The following is a 240-nucleotide window of genomic DNA, read 5'->3' as shown; positions in this document are numbered from 1 at the left end:
CTTTTGGAGGGAAGGGATTTTGGTGGAATAAATTTTTCGAGGCGTATCTAAAGAAAATATGAGGAATTCCGAAAAACTAACGCCAAATTAACCGCAACTCCCAAATACCTCCCAAAGAACCTTAAATATTTTTTGAGCTTCTGTGAATATTTACCTTTACAATAGTTGGCACTCAAACTCTTCTTCTTTATGAGCTTGATCATGTCCTCGCCTAGCATCTGTGTGGCATCGTCTACGCCC

1 protein-coding gene is annotated in these 240 nt (G+C 39.6%); it reads right to left on the bottom strand.

The annotated features are described in order from the left end of the window. Positions 1-47 precede the first annotated feature (47 nt). The coding region (locus P9217_RS30335) for a hypothetical protein (RefSeq protein WP_278088343.1) at positions 48-240 on the bottom strand (193 nt) is incomplete at its 5' end.

Origin of the sequence: Mesorhizobium sp. WSM4989, from assembly GCF_029625795.1 — a bacterium.
In the GTDB taxonomy this organism is placed as follows: Bacteria; Pseudomonadota; Alphaproteobacteria; order Rhizobiales; family Rhizobiaceae; genus Mesorhizobium.
This window is presented reverse-complemented; position numbering and strand designations above follow the sequence as displayed.